This window comes from Lentzea atacamensis (assembly GCF_003269295.1).
Classification (GTDB): domain Bacteria; phylum Actinomycetota; class Actinomycetes; order Mycobacteriales; family Pseudonocardiaceae; genus Lentzea; species Lentzea atacamensis.
This window is the reverse complement of record NZ_QLTT01000001.1, coordinates 44,681-66,067: the sequence shown is the minus strand read 5'-3', so window position 1 is coordinate 66,067 and position 21,387 is coordinate 44,681. Positions and strand designations below refer to the sequence as shown.

Below are 21,387 nucleotides of genomic sequence, written 5' to 3'. Positions count from 1 at the left end.
GCGGGCCGTGTCACCGTCGCCGCATGGAAGACGAGCTGGACGAGGTCGCCCGCACCGCGAACTTCTCGGGCGTGGTCCGGGTGGAGCAGGACGGCGAGGTGTTCGAGAAGGCGTACGGTCTCGCGCACCGCGGCTACAACATCGCGAACACGGTCGGCACGAGATTCGCGATCGCCAGCGGCTGCAAGGCCTTCACCGCGCTGGCCGTGGTGAGCCTGATCGACGACGGCACGCTGAGCTACGACACGAAAGCGCGCGAGCTGCTCGGCGACGACCTCCCGCTGATCGACGACGAGGTCACCGTCCGGCACCTGCTGGCACACCGGTCCGGCATCGGCGACTACTTCGACGAAGAGGTCATCACCGACATCAACGAGTACGTCCTGCCGGTGCCGGTGCAGAACCTGCTCCACATCGAGCAGTACCTGGCGATCCTCGACGGGTATCCGCAGAAGTTCCCGCCCGGCACCGGGTTCGCCTACAACAACGGCGGCTACGTCGTGCTGTCCCTGATCGCGGAACGGGCGAGCGGCGTGCCGTACCACGACCTGGTGCGGCAACGGGTCTGCGAGCCGGCGGGTCTCGCCGGCACGGAGTTCCTGCGGTCGGACTCGCTCGGCGAAGGCACCGCGATCGGCTACCTGCCGATCGACGGCGAGTGGCGCACCAACGTGTTCCACCTGCCGATCCGCGGCGGCGGTGACGGCGGGATCTACACCACGGCGGCCGACGTCAGCGCGTTCTGGCGGGCGTTCTTCGCCGGGCGGATCGTGCCGGAGCAGCAGGTCGCCGAGATGGTGCGGCCGCACAGCGAGATCCCAGAGGACAAGCTGCGGTACGGGCTCGGATTCTGGCTGCACGAGTCGACCAGCGAGGTGCAGCTGGTCGGGTGGGACGCCGGTGTGTCGTTCAAGACCGTGCACCAGCCCGAACCGGGCATCACGCGCACGGTGCTCGGCAACACGTCCGACGGCGTGTGGCCCGTCGCGCGGTTCCTCAACGGTATTCGCCGGTGAGCATCGCGGTCGCCAGCTCCACGCGTGACCGGTAGCCGGTGCGCTGGAACAGGCGGGTCAGCTTCGCCTCGACGCTCTTCTCGGTCGTCCGCAGGACTCCGGCCAGCTCGCGGTTCGTCAGTCCTTCCGCGACGAGCGACGCGAGCAGCCGCTCCTGCTCGGCCGTCGTCGCCGCACGTCCCGGCACCGCGACGCCGTGCTCACGCATGAGATGCCGCACCACTGCCCTGGGCAGCAACGCGTCCATGGTTCCGAACAGCTCGTAGGCCTCACGCAACGTCTGCGCGTCACCGAGCCCGTGCGACGCCAACGCGGTCAACGTCAGCGCGATCTCGTGGGGCTGGCCGCGTTCGGCGACCAGCCTGCGCACCTCGGCGACCGCGGACTTGTCGTGCCAGGTCACCGCGCGGGCCAGCAGGTGGTTGCGGTGCGCGCGGCCGGTGTCCATCGTCTCGGCGATGTCGGCCAGCCGTTCGACCCGGAACTCGGCGTCCTCGCGGTCGTCGTCCTCCAGCGACATCATCGCGAGCCGCAGCTCCAGCTCGTCGGTGCCGATCACGATCGCGTGGTGCGCGGCGAACGCGAGCCCGCGCTGCAGCACCTGGCGGCTCTTGTCCCGCGCACCCAGCACCAGTTCCAGGTCCGATTCCGCGACGTCCAGCACGTGCGGCAACACGTTCTGCCCGACGCGCGCGTCGGCGATGACCTCGCGCGCACGCGTCAGCTTTGCGCGCGTGACCAGCATCGTGGCGAGGTCGCGTGCCAACGCGGTGTGCGCCGCGACCTGGCCGAGCGTCGACCCGGTGACGAGTGCCTTGCGGGCGTGACCAAGTGCGTCGTCCCACCGCCCTTCCGCGCCTCCCAGCAACGCGAGGTCGGCCTCCGTCAGCGGCTGGCCCGCGAGCATCCGCGCACCCCGCTTCGCCTCGCCCAACAGCAACAGGCACCGCGCCATCGCCGCCTGCAACGCCGGCCGATGCCGTTCGACGGCGTACAGCGGGCACAGTCCCGGATCGCTGACGACCCGCTCGAACTCGGCCATCCGCCCCGTCATCAGCGCCGCGCTCATCCCGAAGATCTCGCCGAACGTCACCGTGGCGGCGTTGCCCAGCCGCCACGTGTTGCGCGTGCTGGCGAGCAACTTCGCCGCTTCGTCCCATCGGTCCGTGTAGCACATGGCCACCGCACGTCCGATGAACCGCGCTGCCGTACCACCGGGCAACGAGCGCCAGCTGCCGTCGGCAACCTTGCGCAGCCCGGCTCTGTCCCCCGCCGCGCACATGCCGACCAGCCGGATGAGGTGCACCTCCTGTGTTTGGTCGGGGGTGAACTCGTCCGGGAGCTCGAGTGCCGCGTCCACGCTGGCCATCGCGCTGACGAAGTCGTTGTGGGAAGCGCATGCGACTGCGTGCATGAACAGTGCTTCCGCCTGTTGTGCCGGGTTGGTGGCGCGGTCGGCGGCGGCGCGGAGCCAGCGGCGGGCGGCCGGGTCGTGCAGCACGGCGGCGCGGCCGGCGGCGAGGAGCTGGGTGGCCGCCTTCTCTGCGTCGGCGAACCCGCCCGCGTCGATCAGCCGGTCCGGGAGGTAGCCGGGGTTCGCGCAGAACGCCCTGCCGTCCCAGATCGCGCTCACCGCGCGCCATCCGAGGTCGTGACGCTCGTACGGGCCGAGGCTGGCCGCGAGCGCGTTGGCGAGCACCGGGGCGCGGAACCGCCAGCCGTCGTCGCGTCGCACGAGGATGCCTTCGGCTTCGAGCTCCGGCAACGCTCCGGTGTCGCCGAGCAGCTCTTCGGCCGCCGGTCCGAGCGGATGCAGGATCGCCATGGCCTTCGCCGTCCGCCACGCGGCTTCGCCGAGCAGCCGGATCCGTTCGACCGCGGGGTGCCGGTGGCCGGTGCCGCGCGGTTCCTCCACCAGGTACGCGGTGCGGTCGATGATCCTGAGGGCACCGCCGCGCAGGTACCCGTCGACCGCGAGATCGACCAGGCCGGGCACACCGCGGCTGTCCTGGTGCAGCCGGCGCACCAGCTCCGGGTCCGCGGACACGTTGAGCAGGCTCGTGAACATGAGGCTGACCTCGGACCGGTTCAGCGGCGAGAGCGGCACGATTTCGGTCAGTGGACTGGTCTCCAGCGCGTCGGCCAGATCCGTGTGTTCGAGACGCACGGGCGTGCGGTAGCTGGCGACGACACAGGTCGCCAGGTACGGCAACGCGTCAAGGAGCGCGCGCAGCACGTCGTGGTTGAGGCGCTGCAGGTCGTCGAGGAACAGCACCGGCGGCCGTGACCAGCGGTCCAGTTCCTCGCGCACACGGGCGACCACAGCCTGGGGGCGGTTGCGGTCGGCGCGCAGCAGTGGCACGTCTGCTGTGCGCACACGCTGATGTTCGAGCGTGTCCCGGACCTCGTTGAGCAAAGCGGTGCGGCCGATGCCCGCGGCCCCGGTGACGAGCACCAGCCGCGCGGTCCCCGACAGCAGCGGCCACACCACGCTCGTGTGTGCGTCGTCTCTGGCGATCAGGTTCGAGGCGTCCGGGTGGCTCAGCGTTCCCGTCATCCGGTGGCTCCTCGGTCGTCGAGCCTGCCCGCCAGGCTCGCGGCGGCCAGCTCCACGCGCGACCGGACACCGGTGCGCAGGAACAGGCGGGTGAGGTGGTGCTCAACGGCCTTCTCGCTGACGTCGAGCTCCGTGGCGATCTGGCGGTTCGTCTGCCCGGCGCGTACGAGTTCGACGATGCGCAGTTCGGTGCCGGTGAGCCCGCTCGGGCCTGTCGTCGCGCGCGGTGCGTGGACACCGAACTTGCGCATCAACGCGGAAACCCTGGCGGGCAACAGGAACGACGAGCCACCCTCCTTCGCGATCGCGCGCAGCTCCCGCACGACGTGGCGCGGGTCGTCGCAGAACTGGGCGAGGATGTGGCACGCCCACAGCAGGTCCGGGCGGTGGCCCCGCCGTCGCACGACCTCGGCGCCTCTCGCCGCCTCCGCCGGGTCGCCGTAGAGCAAACCCTTGGCCAGCAAGAGGACTTGGAGCGTGCAGCGGCAGTCGTCCTGCCGGTGCAGCTCGGTGATCTCGGTCATCAACGTGCGTGCGATGGCCATGTCGTTGTTGCGCAACGCGATCTGCAGCGCCTGCAGCATCAACCGGCCGACGCCCGGCCTGATGTCGGCTCGTTTCGCCCTTTGCAGCGTGCGCCAGGCGAGGTTGACCGCGGCCTGGGAGTCGCCGGCGCGGTGCAGCAGGCCGCACTCGACCAAGGCGCGCGTAGGTGCGTATCGGGTGGCGTGGCTGACCTTGGCGAGCCACGCGAAGGCCTGCCGGTGCTCACCGCGTGCTGAATGCATCGCCGCGGCGAGCATACGGCCGTGGTGGTGGGCAGGCGTCGGGCGTTTCGTGAGTTCGAGCTGGCGCACACCTTGCAGTGCGGCGGTGAAGTCGGCGTTGGCGTAGTCGCGGAGCACACGCTGGTAGAGCTTCAACGGGCCGTGGTCCGGGGTGCGGTACCGCTGACCGAGCACGAGTTCCAGGACGGTGGCGACGTCACCGGCCGTGCCCGCCTCGGTGAGCTCGTCGAAGCACTCCCTGGCGTCTTCGTCGCGGACGAACCTCAACGCGGTGCGGCAGGCTTGGACGTCGAAGCGCAACGCGTGGTAGATCGCGTTCAGCTCGGCGTTGGTGATGACCTGTTCGTCGTCGTGCGTGGTCATCGGCAGAGGCGTCCAGTCGGGACGTTCGCCGAGCCACCACCGTGCCAGCGCTACGGCGGGACCACCGTTGATCGGTGGCTGCTCGCCGTTGAGCATCAACAGCATGGCGGCGGCATCGGTGCTGGAGTCCTCGTGGACGCGTTCCTTCAGCACGGTGCCCATGAGCTCGTCCTGGCCGGTGGCGATGAGCACGGAGAGCGTGAGGAAGAACAGTCGTCCGCACGGGCGGTCCTGCGTCATCCGCAGGGCGGCGGCGAGCCAGCGACCGGCCCGTTCCGGATCGGTGCCCTGGATCTCGGCGGCGCGGTCGGCGAGCCAGCGGGCCCTGCGCGGCGCGTCCGGCAGGTCGGGGCCGGCCAGCGCGACCAGGTCCGGGTCGGCGGACTCGGCGGCGAGCGCGACGTGCATCCTGCGGACCGCGTCCTCGCCGCCCCGGTCGGCGATCGCGTTGGCGAGCGCCGGGCAGAGGACGTCGAGGTCCGGCGTGAGCACGCCGCGTTCGACGAGCTCGTCCAGAGCGCGGCCGCAGGCGTCCAGGTCTTCCTTGAGCAGCGTGAGGTCGCTGACCTCGATGCCCTGGCGCACGACGCAAAGCAGCGCGACGCGGTAGGCGAGGCCGTGGACGTGGTCGAGCAGCGGGTGGTTCCCGGGCAGGCTGATCCGGTCATCAGCGAGGAAGAGCAGGTCGCCGACCGGCGTCAGGTTAAGCTCGCCGAGGGTCGCGAGGACCGTGCCGGGGTTGCCGTACAGCGGGCCGAGTGCGGTGCGCAGCGCCTCGACGACGCTGTGGTCGAGCGGGCGGCGGGTGGTGATCAGCTCGGTGACGACCTCGGGTGACAACGTTGACATGTCGATGACGACGTCCGCGACCTCGGCCAGCTCGGCGTGATCCCGGCACACCGCGACGACGAGGCAGCCGGGCATTCGCATGGCGGTCGTGGTCAGGACCGGGTCGTGGAGCTGGTCGGCGTCGTCGACCAGCACGACGGCACGTGATCTCGGCCGGTGGCTGACCACCGCCACGCCCTCGGCCCGCCACATCGCGGTGGCGTGCCGGAGCAGTTCGGAACGTCCGCTTCCCGGCTCACCGCGCACCACGGCGAGACGACCGCGCGAGGCGGAGGCCTCGAACGCGGCTCGCAGTGCGGCGAGCTCCCCGTGGCGCCCGCGCAGCAGTTCCTGCACGTGACGACTCCCCTCGGCTTGGACGGGATCCGGCGGGCCCCTGCCACCCGCCGGATCCCGGTGGCGGCCGCGCCCGGTCCGGGCGGCGGCAAAGCTGGACCGGGTCGGCCACTGGGGCGAGATTAGGTGAGAGCGCGACCGTCGCGAGTGGACGCGGGGAAACCCCTCAGATAGCCGGCATGACATCTGTCATGGGTTTCTGGTGTGTCGCGACACTGCCGTTTCGCCGCATTTCCCGAGATCGTGGGCTTATGACAGCGATCGAGGTGCGGGGGCTGACCCGCCGGTACAGCGGGGGTTTCGAAGCTGTACGGGGCGTCTCATTTGATGTGGAGCGGGGCGAGATGTTCGCTTTGCTCGGTACGAACGGCGCGGGAAAGACCTCGACGGTGGAGGTTGTGGAAGGGCTCTCACGTCCGGCGGCGGGCACGGTGTCGGTACTGGGGCACGATCCGTTCCGAGAGCGCGCGCTCGTTCGGCCGCGCGTCGGCGTGATGCTGCAGGAAGGCGGCTTCCCACCCGACCTCACTGTGACCGAGGCCACAAAGATGTGGGCGGGGACGTTGACCTCTCCCCGGCCGGTCGATGAAGCGTTATCTCTTGTTGACCTGACACATCGGGCGTCGGTGCGGGTGAAACAGCTCTCCGGTGGCGAACGCCGTCGTCTCGACCTGGCGCTCGCGTTGCTGGGACGGCCCGAGGTGCTGTTTCTCGACGAGCCGACGACCGGACTCGATCCAGAAAGCCGGCGCAACACGTGGGAACTGATTCGCGCGCTTCTGCGTGAAGGCGTGACCGTGCTGCTGACGACGCACTATCTGGAAGAAGCGCAGGCGTTGGCAGACCGGCTGGCGATCATGCACCGAGGCCGCATCGTCGCCCAGGGAACGGTTTCCGAGGTGGTGGACGCGTATCCGGCTCGCATCTCATTCGTGCCGCCCGCTGGGGTTCCGCTGCCCGTGGTGGTGACGGAGGAGGCGTCCGGGCGGGTGACCGTGCGGACCAATGACCTGCAACAGACGTTGCACGAGCTTCTCTCGTGGGCTCATGTCAATTCGGTGGAACTGTCCGGCTTGGACGCCAGGTCGGCGTCGCTGGAGGAGGCGTTCCTGGCGATCGCGGAGGAGGCGGCATGAGGGCCGTGGCTGTGGGGCAGGCTGAACTGAAGTTGTTCTGGCGCAACCGGACCGCGCTGTTCAACTCCCTCCTGCTACCGGCGTTGCTCGTGCCGGCGCTGATGGCGGCGGACGGGGACGGCGTGCCGCTGATCGTCGGGCTGACCGGCTTCGTGCTGCTGATGGCCGTCTACTACAACCTCGTCACCACGTTCGTCGCCCGACGTGAAGAGCTCGTTCTGAAACGCCTTCGCGTTGGCGAGCTGACAGATCCGGAGATCCTGCTCGGCGCGTCCCTGCCGTCCGTCGCGGTGGCTCTGGTGCAAATGGTGCTGTTCACGGTGATCGTCGGGGTGATCACGGGCGTCGCGGTGCCGTCCCGGCCGTGGTTCCTGCTCGTGGGTGTCGCCGGCGGCGTGGTCGTCTTCGTGCTGCTGGCCGCGGCGTCGTCGGCGTTCACACGCACGGTCGAAATGGCTCAGGTGACGTCGCTCCCGGTGCTGGTGGCGTGCGTGCTCGGCTCGGGCGTCATGATTCCGCTGTCGGTCATGCCGGACGGCGTCGCGTCCGTGCTGCGCCTGCTGCCGCTGACCCCGGTGCTCGACCTGATGCGGGCGGGCTGGGCCGACGGCCCGGTGTTGCGCCCGTTGATCGTCCTGGCGGTGTGGATCGGCCTCGGGACCTACGCTGTACGACGCTGGTTCCGCTGGGATCCTCGGAGGTGAGCTTGCTCGGCTGGTGGCGGTCCCGTGGCAACGCGGAGCGGTTCGACCTGTTCGTCCGCGCCACGTTCTACCTGACCTACCTGGCACTGCCACCACTGGTGCTCCTGGGCATGGCCAGGGAGATCAGCACCGTGGCCCTGGCCCTGATCTCCGCTGTCGGGCTCGGCCACGTGGCCCTCAGCTTCCCGCTCGTCCACCTCGGCATCGAGCACTACCTCGGCAGGGCCCCGTACCCCCGCCGGCTGCTGGCGATCTACCTGGCGTTCATCACCGCCGCCCTGATCGCCGGCAAGCTCGCGTTCCCGCACCCGACACCGGGCAAGCCGGACGGCCCCGCCGACGGCATCACGCTGATCGTCCTCATGCTGACGATCACCACCCTGTCCGCGGTGGTCGGCCCCCGCACCATCGTCCTCGCCTCCCTCGCCGGCGGCGCCTACGTGTGGCTGACCGCCCCACCCGGCCGCGTCATCTTCACCACCGTGATGCTGCTGTTCGTGGCCTTCGCCTTCCGCACAACGCTCTGGATGCTCGGCCTCGTCTGGGAACTCGACCGCTCCCGCGAGGTCCGCGCCAACCTGGCCGTGGCCGAAGAACGCCTCCGCTTCGCCCGGGACCTGCACGACGTGGTGGGCCGCAACCTCTCCGTGGTGGCCCTCAAAGCCGACCTGGCCGCCCAACTGGCCCGCCGCGGCCGTCCCACCGCCATCGACGAAATGCTGGAAGTCCGCCAAATAGCCCAGGACTCGCTGGACGAGCTGCGCGCCGTCGTCAGCGGCTACCGCACCGCCGACCTCTCCGCAGAACTGGCCGGCGCCCGCTCCCTCCTGGACTCCGCGGGCATCGACTGCCGCGTGATCGGCGAGGTGGACGTCTCCGGCGAGCCAGCAGGCGCCCTCGGCTGGGCCGTGCGCGAGGGCGTCACCAACGTCCTGCGCCACAGCGCGGCCCGCACGTGCACGATCACGTTGCGCGGCAAGGTCCTCACCATGTCCAACGACGGCGTTTCCACGTCCGACTTCCGCTTCGGCAGCGGCCTGACCGGCCTCCGCGAACGCGTGGCAGCCCTGGGCGGCGCCGTGACCGCGGCGGCGGAAGCTCCCAACCGTTTCGTGCTCACCGTGGAGCTCCCGTGATCCGCATCCTCCTGGCCGACGACGAACACCTGATCCGCGGCGCCATGGCCGCACTGCTGTCGCTGGAAGACGACCTCGAAGTGGTCGCCCAAGCCGCCACCGGCGCCGAAGCCCTGGCCACAGCCCGCGTAGTCCGCCCAGACGTGGCCGTGATCGACCTCCAAATGCCCGACCTGGACGGCGTCTCCGTAGCCCAAGCCCTCTCCACACACCTGCCGACGTGCTCCACGATGATCGTCACCAGCCACGGCCGCCCAGGCCACCTGAAACGAGCCCTGGCCGCCGGAGTACGAGGCTTCCTCCCGAAAACCGTGTCCTCCGACGTCCTGGCCACCGTCGTCCGCACCGTCCACGCCGGCGGCCGCTACGTGGACCCAGCCCTGGCCGCCGAAGCCATCAGCGCAGGCGACAGCCCTCTGACCCCAAGAGAAGCCGACGTCCTGGAACTGGCACTGGAAGGCGCCCCGATCGACGAAATAGCCCGCCGCGCCTCCCTCTCCCCAGGCACGGTCCGCAACTACCTCTCCTCAGCCGTGGGCAAAACCGGCGCCTCCAACCGCCACGAGGCGGCCCGCTTCGCTCGAGCCCGAGGCTGGATCTAACCGTTGTCCCACCACTCAAGAACCCGCATCGCGTAAAAGGTGAGCCACTTGGACGGCTCCCCCGCCTCCACGTCGATCTCGAACCACACCCGCCCGGGATGCCGCCCAGCCTGCAACCAGGTGCCGTCAGCCTGCCTCTGCGCCCTGATCATCCCGATGGCCTCAGCCATCCGCGGATCCTTCCTCCCAGCCTGCCGAAAGTAGTCCGCAGCGTTCAGCACGCTGTACCCCCACCGAAACGGCGACCGGAACTCAGCGACCCACTCCCCCACCGCCTCCCCGGTGGACAACCGCTTGTACAGGTGCCTCCGAATCAGATATTCCTCGCCGGCCTTCCTGACCTCACTGCCCCGTCCCCGCTCAAAAGCAAGCAATCCCTTGAGCGCGTTGAGCGTCGAGTGAAACGACGACCGCGTCGCCCCCTCAACCCACTCACAATTCCACCCGCCATCCTCAAGCTGATGCCGGGCAAACCACTCAGCGATCCCACCGACGTCCACCCCGAGCCAAACCCCGTTGGCCAACGTCCACGAGTTGATGCAGCAGTCGACCTCACCACCCCAATAGGGCAGCCCCCGGTACTCCCACCGACACCCCTCAGCCAGCAACTCGACCGTCCGCCGTGCCCGAAGCACCTCAGCGTCAACCCCCCACTCCCGCAAGGAGTTGAGCGACCACGTAGTAGCCGTCCACGGCTGCCCCTCCTCCCTGCCACCCCCTGCAGGAAAGAACGCTCCGCCGTCCCACATCCCGTCCGCCCCCTGCTCGGCAAGCAGCCGAGCCCCAAACCCCTCAACGGCAACCCGAGCCCGCGTCCCCTCCCAAACCGCACGCGGCGCCCCCAGCAGGTCCCGCTCAACCTGCCACCGCAGCGCCGGATCAGAGTCGAGCAACCAAGCCGTCAGCTCACTCACGTCGCGACCCTAGCCCGCACACAAGATCGCCGGCGTCAACCACCACTCCGCCGGCACCCCATGACGTGATCCAGTTTCGCCCACACCTCCACCCCCACTCAAAGCCTCCTACCAGCGCAAACCCCAACCCAACCCCCCGATTTTGGCGTGCGGCGACGATCATGTAATCTATGCACACACCACGGCGCGAGCCGCGGCAAAACTGAACAGGTCCGGGTGGCGGAATGGCAGACGCGCTAGCTTGAGGTGCTAGTCCCCGCAAGGGGGTGGGGGTTCAAGTCCCCCCTCGGACATTCTCTTACCCCACGGAATTCACCAGAATCCCGTGGGGTAATTCATATTTCGGCGAGTTTCCTGTCATCACACCAATCCAACGCGAGCATCGGCTGAACTGGGCGGCGGACAGTCTTCACAGATTTTGGCGTTAGTCGCGCGGGTCGAATTTCAAGACGCTGGTCGCTGCAGTGAATCTGCAAGTCCTGCGCGCGGACTTGATCGACCAGGTCTTCGCCCACCCCTACTTCCACAGGTCCCGCGGCCCGCCCGAGCAGGTGTGGCAGTGCCTCAAGAAGGTGGTCTTCTCGGACGTAGATGTTCCGCGGTTCGTCGTCGGAACGTCGCTTGACGCTGGTGAAGCCATGCCGACAGCGATAGCCTGCTCGCCCGTGAACCCAGTGGCCGTCCATCCGCCGGCCACACAGCCCGCACACGACGAGCCCTGCCAGCAGGTACCTCCGGACCTCGCCGTCCTTTGCAGGCTTCGCCACCCGCATACCCTGCACCGCTACGAACGTCTCGTCATCCACGAGTGGTTCGTGCGCGATCCGTTCGGACACCTCCCACTCGCTGACTGGGTTCCACCGCAGCACACCTGAACCGCGGCCGCCAGGACGGCCTCCAGGACCGTGACCCGTTGTGCTGCTTCGGTTCCAGACCTGCCGACCGGTGTAGCGAGGGTTCTCCAGGATCATCGCCACTGTCCGGACGATCCACCGCTCCCCCGACCTGTGAGAGTTCCGCATGGGATCGGCACCCGACGGGCACACCACCCCGCGCTCGTTGAGCTCTCGTGCCAACGACGCCACCGTCCGCCCGCGAGCACGTTCGGCGAACATCCACCGCACCCACGGCGCCGTCACCGGGTCCGGCGCTAACACCTGCACCCGCCGACCCCACCGCCCATGCACCGGATTCGGATGCCGACCACCATCAACCAACCGATACCCATACGGCGGACGACCACCCAAAAACCGTCCCTGCACACGCGTCTGCGCCCGCATCGCCGCCAACACACGCTGACGAGCCCGCGCCACCTCACGCTGCGCCTGCGCACCCAGCAACACCATCAACGCCTCGTGCACCGGACTACCGAGTTCCACCGGACCGCCCGCTTCCGGCAGCCATACCTCGACACCCAGTGCGTTCAGCCGATCCACGACCTCACGGAACTGATCACCGTGAAACGCACGCTCGTACTCACCGACCACCACGGCGTCAAAGTCACGATCAGGGCCCGCGGCAGCCGCCAGCAACGCCGCAGCCTCCGGACGGTCCGGCCACGACCACCGCCGCGACACACCCACATCGAAGAACTCCACAACGACCGAGCCAACGCCGTCGATCAACTCATCCGACACGGCCCGCTGCCATGCACGCGATGTCTGGACGTCCTGAAATGTGCTCGTCGACATCCGGCCGTAGAACGCAAAGCGCAGGCCGGGCTCCTCAGACGGTGCTGCTGGACGGTGACGTCCCGTCAACGCGGCAACCAGTTCGGCGTTCGTCAGCGCGGCCACAGTTAGCTCCCTCGGTCAAAACTGAGACCCAGCTGCCAAAGGCATCGTGACGACGTCCTGTCCATCTCCACCCAAACAGACCAAGAGCGAGCCACACCAGAAATCGGGCCAGCTCACCATCCCGGCAAGCCAACTCAGAGATGTCACTTAATAGTGCTGCAGACCCCTTACAGATTGCAGCCGGCCTATGTCGGCGGTGAGCTTGCCTGCGCCGTGCGAGGTGGTCGCCGGCCTCTGCCCCAGCCCGGAGTTCCCCCACACGGGCCACTCGAACCAGGCTCGACGTGCTCGCCTGGATCAACTTGCCTCAAGGCCCGCGTGACGCATCGACACCGAGAGCCATCCTTCCGAGACTTCCCTGCCACGACTAGGACACGCTTCCCGAGGCCGCAAGAAGCATCCAACCCACGGCGGCGTGGGTCAGGCGGTCGTGACGTCGTAGGTGTGGCCGGCGAGCCGCAGGCGATCGATCAGAGGCCGGCCCATGGCCGTCGCAGGCGTGAGCGAGCCGGACCGCTGCGGGAGGTCGTCGAGGGCCAGGCAGAGGGCGCTCTGCCCGAGCATGACGGCCGTGGCGGCGTAACCGGGATCGCCCGGTCCGGCGACCGTGGCCCGGTAGCGGCACCCCGAGCTGGTGGTGGCGTACAGCACCGAACGGAACCAGCCCTTCGCACGAGCCTGTTCGCTGGGCCCGGTACCGGGCGCGGGCAGCACCCGGTCGAGCAGGCCGCGGACGGGCTTGACCGACATCGCGCCGACCAGCCCGACCAGCCCACCGGTGATACCGGCCGCCATGAGCGCTCCGGTCACGCCCTGCCCCGCGCCCATAACCTCGCCGTAGCGCAGCTCCGGCCCATAGGCCCAGTCGAGCAAGGCGTTGCTGCGCCGCACGATGCGGGTGTTGAACGGGGCCATGACGAACGGCGCCTGCCATGTCCCATCGGCGGCGCGGGAGGGCATCCCCGCGTCACGGGGCTGAGCGGGCGTCGGCTCTGCTGCGCGGTCGGGACTGAGCGCATGCGGATCGGCGGCGACGCGCCGCAGGCCGGGGCTGCTCTCGTAGGCCTCGATCTGCGCCCGCAGCGAGTCGATCGTGCCGCCGCTGAAACCGCCGCGGACCGTAGCCACCAACCGCACGTCGGTGAGCGGCCCCGCGCCGTCGGCCACGGCCCGCTCGTGCAGCAACACCATGCCCAGGTCCGACGGGATCGAGTCGTAGCCGCAGGCATGCACGATCCGGGCTCCGGACTCCAGGGCCAGCTCGTGCACGGCGTCGATCGCGGCGCGGACGAACAACACCTCGCCGGTCAGATCCGCGTAGTGCGTGCCGGCCCGTGCGCACGCCTCGACGACCGGGAGCCCGTAACGCGCGTACGGGCCGACGGTGGTGGCGAGCACTCGCGTCGACGCGGCCAGCGCCGCCAGCGAGACCTGGTCCTCCGAGTCGGCGACGACCAGCGGCCACTCCCGCGCCGCCGCAGGCAGCCCGGCCCTGGTGGCGGCGAGCTTGTCCGCGGACCGCCCGGCCAGCGCGATCCGTACGCCCTCGGGGGCGTGCCGGGCCAGGTATGCGGCGGTCAGCGCCCCGACGAACCCGGTGGCGCCGAAGACGACGACGTCGTGCACACGATTCATGGCCGTCAGCATGCCCGCCCCGGCTCCGGTCCACCGCACCGACGCGCAGAGGCCTGGCGTTCTGGAGATCATCGACGGCATCGCGGCGGGCCACCTCGGCCAGGCCGACGAGATCGCGTCGGCGATCGCGTTTTCGCGACCGACGCCGCGAAGTGCATCTACGGCGCAGTCCTGCCAGTCGACGGAGGCGGACTCGCGCGTTGATCGCTGCAGAGACATGCTTGTGCGCAAGCCAGTTGCCGGACTCCGAACTCGACGCCTCCCGTTGACAGTTAACATCACGTGGTCCCTGCTGCTCGGACGGAAGGTGCTAGAGCTTTGCAGAACGATCTTCGCCGTGCGGTCGCGCGTGTGAAGCACGTTGACGACCAACTCCTGGTCTATCTCGAACTGCCGACCGGGTACCTGTTCACGCTGCAGGAGTACGAAGGCGATGAAGACCCGCTGGCCGCGGGCGACCTCGTTCTCGTCACCCCGGACCTCGACTACGCCGATCGCGCGCCACAAGCTCTGTGGCCGGAGGCCCCGTGGATCGGGATCGTTCGATCCGTGCTCGCCGACGAGGCGATCGTCAACATCAACGGCAACCTCAGGACCGTTCCGCTGCCGACCGCCTTCGAGGTCGTCATGGGAAACACGGTCGAGGGCACCGACAGGCTGGGCATCACGCGTCTGCTCGCCGACAAGCCCATCCGGCAGCACGAGATCTTCCTCGGCGACGCCTTCGACGTCGACAAGCTCCGCGAGACCCCTGACGGATCGCTCACCTACGACGACTTCGGCGGGTACGAGGAGGTCAAGGACCGAGTCAAGGACCTGATCGAACTACCCCTGCACTACCACGACGAGTTGCAGATGATCGGCGCTCGCGCCATCAAGGGAGTCCTGTTCACAGGACCCTCGGGCACCGGTTAGACGCTGCTCGGGCGGATCATCGCCCAGCAGGCCGACGCGGTGTTCTACAAGATCAGCGGCCCGGAGATCATCAGCAAGTACGTCGGCGAGAGCGAGGACGTGATCAGGTCGATCTTCGAAGACGCTCGCTCCCAACCGCGGGCGATCATCTTCTTCGACGAGATCGACAGCGTCGCACCGCAACGCGGCGACGAGTCGCACGAGTCGTCGCGTCGCCTCGTCGGCCAGTTCCTGACCTTGATGGACGGCTTCGACAAGTCCGACAACGTCATCGTGATCGCGACGACGAATCGCCCTCAGGACATCGATGTTGCACTCCGCCGACCAGGACGGTTCGACTGGGAGATCCACTTCCCGAACCCCTCCAGAGACGACCGCGAGGCCATCCTCGTGACGAGTGCGCGCAAGCTCGCCACATCCGGCGACCTTCCGCACGGCGCGATGGCGGACCGGACGTCCGGCTGGTCACCGGCCGAGCTCACGGCCATCTGGAGCGATGCCGCGTTGTTCGCCGTCAAGGACAACCGTAAGGCGATCACCACGGAGGACTACCTAGCCGGGTTCGAGCAGGCCGCCAAGCGCCGCAACCTGATCGCCTCCAGCCGGCCGGCCACTACCCCGAAGGCGGACACCGCAACATGACGACGAAGCGGCGCGGCGAGGCGAAAGCCGACGCACAGACGCAGCAGGTGAAGAACGAGCTGCGCGAGTTCATCTACCTCGACGAGGTCAGTGTCACCAGCCTGCTGTCCTCACGGGACGGTGCGATCCCCCACGAGTTCACGGACAACAATGGTTCCGCGTACAAGGGAGAGGTGAACGGACAGGCCGAGGCGGGCTTCGCACCGTTCAAAGCCCGTCTGGGCTCGCGGTTCGAGTCGTCTCGCAGTTCCAACGCGCAGGTGGTCAGCAAGGCCACCGTCCAGGCGTTGGTCAAACGCCTGTGGGACCTCGAGAAGAACGACATGTCGTTGCGCGCCAACCTGCCCACCACCAGTCGGCCGTCCCGCAACGATGCGTTGCGCATCCTCGCGCACGAGCGCGACCCCGCCGAGAAGTACTGGATCGTGCCCGCCACCGACCTCGACCGCGGCCAGCTCGCCGAGATTGAGGTCGAGCTGGACACGGACGCGATCTTCCAGCTCAGCAACATCCTCGCCACGCTGAAGGAGCTCGCCGACGAGAACGCCGAGCTACGAGCCCAGTTCGGATCAGCCGAGGTGCTGGACGGCCTCATCTCGATCAACAACCTGATCGAGAAGATGATGGTCAACCTCATCCCGCTGAAGTGCCGCGTCGTCGACTACGTCGCCGTGCACACCGAGCACGGCCTCAAGATCGTCCACCGGAGCGTCCACGACGACCTCGGAGCTGGGTCTGACTACTACGCTCAGCCGATCTATCTCGTCGGAGACACCCAGCGGGATCTGTACTGGAAGGACATCCGGCGGATCCTGTTCACCCAGTCCCGATATCGCGTGCTCTGCCGGTTGAACGGGCGAGGGATCAGCGCCACGTGGAACCCGCTAAAGCTGGGAGACTCGCTGAACCGGATCGACCCCAGCCTGAGCCAGAAGATCGCCGAGTTCGGCTCGGTGGCGGTCGGTGCGTTCTCCGGCACCTCCGGCACCGGCTCCAGGACGGACGATCTCCGCACAGCGGCGCTGACCACCTATGGAGAGCTCCTCGCCGAGGGCCTCGCCTTCGCTGTCAGCTCCGACGACGCGATCGCTCTGTCGGTCCTCGCCGTCGAGAACCAGCACGCGTTCCGCTCCGCCGGCAGCGCGTCCGGTGCCTTCAAACCGATCAGGGAGTACGTGGAGAAGCTGGCCGGCAGGCCCCTGTCCGCGGAGGTGCACGCGCACCTCCGTCAGACGGCGTGTCACCGGAACGGGCTTGAGATCAACGGAACACCGGTGAACCCGGCGACCAGCAACCTTTCTCAGCCTCAAGAACGCGTTGCGGAGAACCTGATCGACGCCGAGATCATCGCCATCTACTGGTAGCCGAGGACGAGAGTCCATTTCGGACTCTCGTCCTCGGACCTCGTCAAAGCAACTTGTCCTGGGTGGGGGCCGACCGGTGCCACAGCAAGGGGCTCAGGACGCGGTTGCCGGGACTTCAGCGGGCCATAGGCCGACAAAGCCAGACCTAACACACCTCGCCCTGGCGGCTCGGACGATTCCTGTTCTGGTGCTACCGCGCCGGACTGGTACGGCAGGCAGGCACCGGCTACCAGTTCCGCCACCGCGAGCTCCAGGACCATCTGGTCCGCAACCGTCAACCAGCACAGATCATCACTGACCGATCGACTGCCGATTGCGCCAAGTACAGCCGGACCACCGCAGTCAGCTGCTCAACGCCGTTACGGACTGGAGACGCGGGACGCAACGCCTCGACCGGTCGGCGTTGCGCGTGCCGAAAACTACGTCCGCACAGGTCAAGCGGCATGCCGGTACTCATGAAGGACTCCACCGAGACGGTCCCGCGGAATTCCTGCTAGGCGTTCGATCCGTTCAGGCCCAAGAGGTTGAAGTCGGGCTCGCAACGTTGTTGCGGCGGCGAGGGTTTGCCTGGCAGCTGGAAGACTTTGACCGCTGCTCACGGGAGGAGGCGTGCGAGCTTCGCCGGGGCGAGCTCGCGGTAGCTCTCGGTCAGCAGCTCCTTGATCTCGGTCCAGTCGGCGTCAGGTTCGATGATCATGCCGACGACGTGGGTTCCCCACGCGGCGCGGAAGAACGGGTGGCCGGCGCCGACCAGCGAGTCGAACTCCTCGGCCTGGGCCCGGAACGTCATGACCACCGCGGGCTCGGTCAGTTCGGCGGCACGGCTGAACGCGCCGGTGCTGCCGGGATGTGCGGTGAAGACGTGCAGGACAGTGCGTTGCCGGATGCGCCATCTCGTGCCGACCCAGGCCGGTTCCTCGTAACTCTCGGGCAGTCCGGCGCAGATGCCGCGCAGGGCGGCCAGCACCTCGGGTGGCACGTCGGCGCGGTCGGTCATGGTCGGCAACGCTAGCCGGTGGCTCGGAAACCGTTGCCGTCACCAGCGTCGGTGGGCGTGCGGCCGTGTTCCGGGCTTCTTCGACCACGCCACCTGCGGCCACCTCGACATGGCCCGCCGGGCCGCGGGTCTCTTCGACGAGGTCGTTGTGTGCGTCCTGACCAACCCGAAGAAGACCGGCCGGTTTCCCTTACCCAACGGCTGGCACTGCTCGCGAAGATGACCGCCGACCTCGACAACGCCACGATCGAATCCAGCGCTGGCAGCTCCTCGTCGACTACTGCCGCCAGACCGGCATCAGTGTGATCGTGCGAGGCACGCGCACCGGGCGTCCTGGACCACGAGGTGACGCTGGCCCTGGCGAACCGCGACCTGGGCGGCATCAGGCCTCGTTCTTCCACAAGCGCGCCGAGGAGGACCTCCGCATCGGCTTCACCTGGACCGCCGAGGAACTGGACCCCTTGGTACGCGCGCAATGTGCGCCGTACCTGTGCGTGCCGAAAACTACGTCCGTGCAGGTCAGGGCATATGGCGATACTCGTGGATGACTCAGTCGAGAAGATCATGTCGGTCTATGATGAGGTGTTCGATCGGGGCGGTTCGCCAGGCTGAGGTCGGCCCCGCAGGAGTGCCGCGTCGGCGAGCGGTCGGCGGGCTCGGTGCTCGCTGCAGTACCGCTCGTACTCACCCAGCTCCTAGCGGAGATGGGACTGATTCCAGAGAAGCGAGCGGTCGAAGAAGTCGCCGCGAAAGTTCTTGCCCAGTCGACACAGATCAGCCCAAAAAGATTGATTAGTGTCGACTGGCCCTCTATACTAGATTCGAGCTATCCAATAGCGCATGAACACGCGAACTGCGCAAGCTTGCTACGTTTGGGAACTCAAGTCCCCCCTCGGACACCAAAATGTCGCAAATTTGCGACGTCTACGTGCCAGGTGCTCAAGTCCACTTGAGCACCTGTTTCGCGTTTCCGCGCCACAAGCAGGTGGCGTTCGATGACCAGGCGTAAGGCATGGATCTCGACGTCCTTCTCACGGTCGGTCATGCGCAATAGCCGTAGCGCGGCGAAGGCGTGGGAGACGGCAAGGTAGGCGAAGCGGACCAGCACGGGGCGCGATCCTGCCCGACGACCGCCAGCCACGCGCCGAGGTCCGCGACCTGCACGGACGTACTTTTCGGCACGCACAACCACGCCGACAAACCAGAAGCGATCAACCGCAACTACGCCGGCGTGCTGCCCATCTGGGACCGCCTGTTCGGCACGTTCCACCTCCCCGACCGCTACCCGCTGCGCTACGGCGCCGACCGCCCCGTGCCCAACGGGTGGTGGGGCCAGATGATCGACCCCCTGCGCCGACGACGCGATCCCGGCGGCAGCGCAGCTCTGCGAAGCTCCAGCTGGACATGATCGCTCAGCTCGGCACGGGCAGAAGCGATTCCAGCGCTTTCGCCACCCCGTCATCATCGTTCGACGCCGTGACCGGGAACTCTCGCAGCAATGACGGGTGCGCGTTGCCCATTGCCCATGCCCGACCGGCCCACCGAAGCAGTTCGAGATCGTTCGGCATGTCGCCGAAGGCGACGACGTCCGAGCGGTGGATGCCCAAGGATGCGCACACGGCCTTGACCGCGTTCACCTTCGACACGTCGAGCGCGGTCAGCTCAACGAAACCGGGGCCTCCCGAGTGGCTGCACGACACAAGATCGCCGACAACGCTCCGCACTGCGGAAAGCAGTTGGTCGAGATCCAAGCCCTCGCTGCGGACGAACATCTTCGCCGCTGGGCCGAGATCGAGGGTGTCGACGTCGACGTGGGCGTCGTCCCATCGCACACCGAAGCCCGGCTGGGCCCGCATGCTCCGGCCAGTCTCAACCGCGAGCAGAGCGCCGGGAAGCACCCTGCGCAACCGCTGCCCCACTGCCAGGACCGTCTCCCGCGGGATGAGCGCCGTATGACCAACGGTTCGGCTGGCCACGTCGTAGACGACTGCTCCGTTGCAGCACACGACGATCGAGCTGTGGCCGGCTTGCCTCGCGATCTCGTCCACGCTGCGCGGAGCCCTTGCCGTCACGAGCAGAACCGTGACGCCGGCAGCCCTGAGCGCGTCAAGCGAGCACCGCGTCCTGTTGGAGACGCCGTGACCGCTCGTCAGGAGGGTGCCGTCGAGATCGGTGGCGATCAGCCGTGGGAGGTCACTCAAACCTCACCTCGGCGAGGGTGCCCAAGTCGATCCCGTATCGCGCGTACACCTGGAGCGTGTTCTCGCCTGTGAGGTCGGCTTCGTCGTAGCCGAGCACGGTTGCGGCTTCCTTCACACCGGCGACCGAGTCCGCTTCGATCTCCAGGTACGGCGGTATCAATGGCCAGTGGTCGATCTCGAGTCGCGCATGCCCGAGTCGGAAGCTGACTCGGCGGTTCTCCTGGTAGGACTTCGGCCGATAGCCGAGCTTGTTCAAGAGGGCGTTCGTCTTCTCGAAGTCGTCGACGGTGACTTCCGTCTCGGACGTGCCGTCGATCGCGTCCGAGCGGATCTCCTTGACCGCCAGGGTGATCACATCACCGGTGTCGCGCAGCCGAACCCACCGCGACTGGTCTCCAGGCTTTAGGTCGTAGACGTAACGGCGCTGCAGCCGATCTCCCAGCTTCTCGCCACCGTGTCGCAGGATGAGCGCTTCCGTCGCCGGCGGATCGATTCCCAGCACCTTGGCCTCGTACTCGATCGTCATGATGGCCTGGTCCCCTAGCTCGTTTCAACGTTCATATCGCGTCCCGTGAACGCGTGCGGCAGCAGGGTGCGGATCGGCACCAACTCGTTGCCCAGGTCCACCAGGCAGTCCGGCCCGCCGATCTCCATGATCATCTGACGGCACCGGCCACACGGCGCAAGAAACGTGCCGTCCGCCGTCCGGCAGCAGATCACCTCGATACCCTTGCCCCCATGTGCCACCAGCGAACCGATAAGAGACGCTTCCGCGCACAGCGTCATGCCGAAGGACGCGTTCTCGATGTTGCACCCGCGGTAGATGTCACCACCAGGCGTGCTCGCCGCCGCGCCCACCAGGAAGCCGGAATAAGGCACGTACGCGTTCCGCGCGGTGTCCACCGACACCGCACGCAAGCTGTCCAGCAGTTCCGCTGACGTGGTCAATTCCACCCCTCCTGCTTGAGCCACGTGAGCACGGACAACTCCAAGCCCGTGAGCTCGACCGCGACCTCGAATGCGGTCTCCACAGCGACTTGAGCCTCGCGAGGCTCGATGAAGCCGACGCCGAGGGCTGCAATGAGCTCGTCCACATCGTCGACAGCGAGCCGTCGTCCCTGCCACACCTTAATGTCCACGTAGTCGTCCACCATCACGAAACGATCCGCAACGGACTCGACCTGGCAGAAGTCGACGTAGTAGTCGAAGTCCGCATCGGTCACCGTGGCGTCCGGCGCAAGCGTCCAACGGCAGACGCGCAGCCGGCGGCTTGGCAGCACCCAGCACTCGAGCGTCTGAAGCCGGGGGTTGTCAGCCTCGGGAACAGCGAAGAACAGCGCTCCATCCCGCCGCTCGATCCGGTCCACGGGCACTTCCGCGCCCCTCGGCGTCAGATAGCGACCAGTCACCAGGTCCAGCACGCTGCTACGACGTTC

Annotated in this window: 20 protein-coding genes and 1 tRNA gene; 11 read left to right on the top strand and 10 right to left on the bottom strand. The window is 67.8% G+C overall.

Translation table 11 applies throughout. The annotated features are described in order from the left end of the window. Window positions 1-23 precede the first annotated feature (23 nt). On the top strand, window positions 24-1,016 hold the full coding sequence (locus C8D87_RS00300; RefSeq protein WP_112225075.1) for a serine hydrolase domain-containing protein: 993 nt from the start codon (window positions 24-26) through the stop codon (window positions 1,014-1,016). On the opposite strand, the gene C8D87_RS00295 is transcribed toward C8D87_RS00300, so the two are convergent. Together C8D87_RS00295 and C8D87_RS00290 are read right to left on the bottom strand one after the other, a co-directional pair. Then, complete coding sequence (locus C8D87_RS00295; protein WP_112225073.1) at window positions 997-3,573, bottom strand: helix-turn-helix transcriptional regulator; 2,577 nt, start codon at window positions 3,571-3,573, stop codon at window positions 997-999. The genes C8D87_RS00300 and C8D87_RS00295 overlap by 20 nt on opposite strands. After that, window positions 3,570-5,909 (bottom strand): helix-turn-helix transcriptional regulator, encoded by a 2,340-nt coding sequence (locus tag C8D87_RS00290; RefSeq protein WP_233441826.1) that lies wholly within the window; start codon window positions 5,907-5,909, stop codon window positions 3,570-3,572. The genes C8D87_RS00295 and C8D87_RS00290 overlap by 4 nt, the downstream gene beginning before the upstream one ends. 251 nt (window positions 5,910-6,160) lie before the next feature. Here C8D87_RS00290 and C8D87_RS00285 point away from each other — a divergent pair, with 251 nt between their 5' ends. From C8D87_RS00285 to C8D87_RS00270, 4 genes are read left to right on the top strand one after another with little or no spacing between them, the layout of a single operon-like run. Beyond that, complete coding sequence (locus tag C8D87_RS00285) at window positions 6,161-7,045, top strand: ABC transporter ATP-binding protein (protein WP_109642424.1); 885 nt, start codon at window positions 6,161-6,163, stop codon at window positions 7,043-7,045. Continuing rightward, window positions 7,042-7,749, top strand: a complete 708-nt coding sequence (locus C8D87_RS00280) for an ABC transporter permease (RefSeq protein WP_112225069.1) — start codon at window positions 7,042-7,044, stop codon at window positions 7,747-7,749. Before C8D87_RS00285 ends, C8D87_RS00280 begins: the two co-directional genes overlap by 4 nt. Further along, the gene (locus tag C8D87_RS00275; protein ID WP_215732115.1) at window positions 7,746-8,885 is read left to right on the top strand and encodes a sensor histidine kinase; all 1,140 of its coding nucleotides are present in this window, start codon (window positions 7,746-7,748) and stop codon (window positions 8,883-8,885) included. The genes C8D87_RS00280 and C8D87_RS00275 overlap by 4 nt, the downstream gene beginning before the upstream one ends. Continuing rightward, window positions 8,882-9,487, top strand: a complete 606-nt coding sequence (locus tag C8D87_RS00270) for a response regulator transcription factor (protein WP_109642418.1) — start codon at window positions 8,882-8,884, stop codon at window positions 9,485-9,487. Before C8D87_RS00275 ends, C8D87_RS00270 begins: the two co-directional genes overlap by 4 nt. On the opposite strand, the gene C8D87_RS00265 is transcribed toward C8D87_RS00270, so the two are convergent. Further along, window positions 9,484-10,401: a prenyltransferase/squalene oxidase repeat-containing protein gene (locus C8D87_RS00265; protein WP_112225067.1), complete on the bottom strand. Its 918-nt coding sequence runs from the start codon at window positions 10,399-10,401 to the stop codon at window positions 9,484-9,486. The two genes, C8D87_RS00270 and C8D87_RS00265, sit on opposite strands and share 4 nt — an antisense overlap. A 210-nt stretch (window positions 10,402-10,611) precedes the next feature. On the opposite strand from C8D87_RS00265, the gene C8D87_RS00260 reads away from it, so the two are divergent. Continuing rightward, window positions 10,612-10,694: transfer RNA gene (locus C8D87_RS00260), tRNA-Leu, on the top strand. A 42-nt stretch (window positions 10,695-10,736) separates the two neighbouring features. On the opposite strand, the gene C8D87_RS00255 is transcribed toward C8D87_RS00260, so the two are convergent. Further along, entirely contained in the window at window positions 10,737-12,197 is a 1,461-nt protein-coding gene (locus C8D87_RS00255) for a recombinase family protein (protein ID WP_233441825.1), read from the bottom strand. 420 nt (window positions 12,198-12,617) lie between these two features. After that, window positions 12,618-14,051 (bottom strand): saccharopine dehydrogenase family protein, encoded by a 1,434-nt coding sequence (locus tag C8D87_RS00250; RefSeq protein ID WP_233441824.1) that lies wholly within the window; start codon window positions 14,049-14,051, stop codon window positions 12,618-12,620. Window positions 14,052-14,183: 132 nt separating this feature from the next. Here C8D87_RS00250 and C8D87_RS00240 point away from each other — a divergent pair, with 132 nt between their 5' ends. The 3 genes from C8D87_RS00240 to C8D87_RS00230 are packed head-to-tail and all read left to right on the top strand — an operon-like array spanning window position 14,184 to window position 16,753. After that, the gene (locus tag C8D87_RS00240; RefSeq protein ID WP_112225061.1) at window positions 14,184-14,747 is read left to right on the top strand and encodes an ATP-binding protein; all 564 of its coding nucleotides are present in this window, start codon (window positions 14,184-14,186) and stop codon (window positions 14,745-14,747) included. A gap of 3 nt (window positions 14,748-14,750) precedes the next feature. Then, window positions 14,751-15,389, top strand: a complete 639-nt coding sequence (locus C8D87_RS00235) for an ATP-binding protein (RefSeq protein WP_112225059.1) — start codon at window positions 14,751-14,753, stop codon at window positions 15,387-15,389. After that, on the top strand, window positions 15,386-16,753 hold the full coding sequence (locus C8D87_RS00230) for a DUF6414 family protein (RefSeq protein WP_112225057.1): 1,368 nt from the start codon (window positions 15,386-15,388) through the stop codon (window positions 16,751-16,753). Before C8D87_RS00235 ends, C8D87_RS00230 begins: the two co-directional genes overlap by 4 nt. A gap of 595 nt (window positions 16,754-17,348) precedes the next feature. Here the strand turns inward: C8D87_RS00230 and C8D87_RS00225 are convergent. Beyond that, window positions 17,349-17,750 carry an MmcQ/YjbR family DNA-binding protein gene (locus C8D87_RS00225; RefSeq protein ID WP_112225055.1) on the bottom strand — a complete coding sequence of 134 codons (402 nt, stop codon included), beginning with the start codon at window positions 17,748-17,750 and terminating at the stop codon, window positions 17,349-17,351. Between C8D87_RS00225 and C8D87_RS49050 the strand changes: the two genes are divergently transcribed. Further along, window positions 17,698-17,973 carry an adenylyltransferase/cytidyltransferase family protein gene (locus C8D87_RS49050; protein WP_411711322.1) on the top strand — a complete coding sequence of 92 codons (276 nt, stop codon included), beginning with the start codon at window positions 17,698-17,700 and terminating at the stop codon, window positions 17,971-17,973. The genes C8D87_RS00225 and C8D87_RS49050 overlap by 53 nt on opposite strands. Before the next feature lie 849 nt (window positions 17,974-18,822). Then, window positions 18,823-19,158 (top strand): sterol desaturase family protein, encoded by a 336-nt coding sequence (locus C8D87_RS45565; protein ID WP_170166263.1) that lies wholly within the window; start codon window positions 18,823-18,825, stop codon window positions 19,156-19,158. 4 nt (window positions 19,159-19,162) lie between these two features. Here C8D87_RS45565 and C8D87_RS00205 read toward each other — a convergent pair whose 3' ends face one another. Genes C8D87_RS00205 through C8D87_RS00190 form a run of 4 tightly spaced genes read right to left on the bottom strand, consistent with a single transcriptional unit; the run spans window position 19,163 to window position 21,372 of the window. Continuing rightward, complete coding sequence (locus tag C8D87_RS00205) at window positions 19,163-19,951, bottom strand: HAD-IIB family hydrolase (protein ID WP_112225050.1); 789 nt, start codon at window positions 19,949-19,951, stop codon at window positions 19,163-19,165. Continuing rightward, window positions 19,944-20,477, bottom strand: a complete 534-nt coding sequence (locus C8D87_RS00200) for a class IV adenylate cyclase (RefSeq protein ID WP_112225048.1) — start codon at window positions 20,475-20,477, stop codon at window positions 19,944-19,946. The genes C8D87_RS00205 and C8D87_RS00200 overlap by 8 nt, the downstream gene beginning before the upstream one ends. A gap of 14 nt (window positions 20,478-20,491) precedes the next feature. After that, window positions 20,492-20,905, bottom strand: a complete 414-nt coding sequence (locus tag C8D87_RS00195; RefSeq protein WP_233441823.1) for a cytidine deaminase — start codon at window positions 20,903-20,905, stop codon at window positions 20,492-20,494. Then, window positions 20,896-21,372 (bottom strand): DUF402 domain-containing protein, encoded by a 477-nt coding sequence (locus tag C8D87_RS00190; RefSeq protein ID WP_170166262.1) that lies wholly within the window; start codon window positions 21,370-21,372, stop codon window positions 20,896-20,898. The genes C8D87_RS00195 and C8D87_RS00190 overlap by 10 nt, the downstream gene beginning before the upstream one ends. Window positions 21,373-21,387: the final 15 nt, after the last annotated feature.

Coding starts and splice junctions, on each gene's coding strand:
- C8D87_RS00225 (WP_112225055.1), bottom strand. CDS start 17,750: ATGACCGACCGCGCCGACGTGCCACCCGAGGTGCTGGCCGCCCTGCGC.
- C8D87_RS00280 (WP_112225069.1), top strand. CDS start 7,042: ATGAGGGCCGTGGCTGTGGGGCAGGCTGAACTGAAGTTGTTCTGGCGC.
- C8D87_RS00295 (WP_112225073.1), bottom strand. CDS start 3,573: ATGACGGGAACGCTGAGCCACCCGGACGCCTCGAACCTGATCGCCAGA.
- C8D87_RS00230 (WP_112225057.1), top strand. CDS start 15,386: ATGACGACGAAGCGGCGCGGCGAGGCGAAAGCCGACGCACAGACGCAG.
- C8D87_RS00200 (WP_112225048.1), bottom strand. CDS start 20,477: ATGACGATCGAGTACGAGGCCAAGGTGCTGGGAATCGATCCGCCGGCG.
- C8D87_RS00285 (WP_109642424.1), top strand. CDS start 6,161: ATGACAGCGATCGAGGTGCGGGGGCTGACCCGCCGGTACAGCGGGGGT.
- C8D87_RS00300 (WP_112225075.1), top strand. CDS start 24: ATGGAAGACGAGCTGGACGAGGTCGCCCGCACCGCGAACTTCTCGGGC.
- C8D87_RS00250 (WP_233441824.1), bottom strand. CDS start 14,051: ATGTCTCTGCAGCGATCAACGCGCGAGTCCGCCTCCGTCGACTGGCAG.
- C8D87_RS49050 (WP_411711322.1), top strand. CDS start 17,698: ATGCCGCGCAGGGCGGCCAGCACCTCGGGTGGCACGTCGGCGCGGTCG.